The following is a 284-nucleotide window of genomic DNA, read 5'->3' as shown; positions in this document are numbered from 1 at the left end:
ACCGCGGCCCACGGCGACCAGCAGGTAGTCGGCCGTGAACGTCTTGCCGTCCTCGAGCGTGACCGTGACCTGGTTCTCGTCCTGCTCCGCCTTCTGGAAGCGCACGCCGAGGTTGTACGAGATCCCCTTGCGGCGGAACGCGCGCTCCAGGCCCTTGCTCAGCACGATGTCCTCGTTGGGGACCAGGTGCGGCAGAGCCTCGATGATCGTGACCTCAGCGCCGAACGAGTGCCAGACGCTGGCGAACTCGACGCCGATCACGCCGCCGCCGAGGACGATGACCT

General features: G+C 67.3%; 1 protein-coding gene. It reads right to left on the bottom strand.

Annotated elements, in window-relative coordinates; all coding sequences use genetic code 11:
* Nucleotides 1-284 (bottom strand): FAD-dependent oxidoreductase (locus tag KI686_RS17690; protein WP_237590412.1); only part of this gene is annotated, 284 nt, incomplete at both ends.

The organism is Polaribacter sargassicola (assembly GCF_021991835.1).
Taxonomy (GTDB): Bacteria; Bacteroidota; Bacteroidia; order Flavobacteriales; family Flavobacteriaceae; genus Polaribacter; species Polaribacter sargassicola.
Note: the sequence above shows the minus strand (reverse complement) of the source record. Positions and strands in the feature narration are given on the sequence as shown.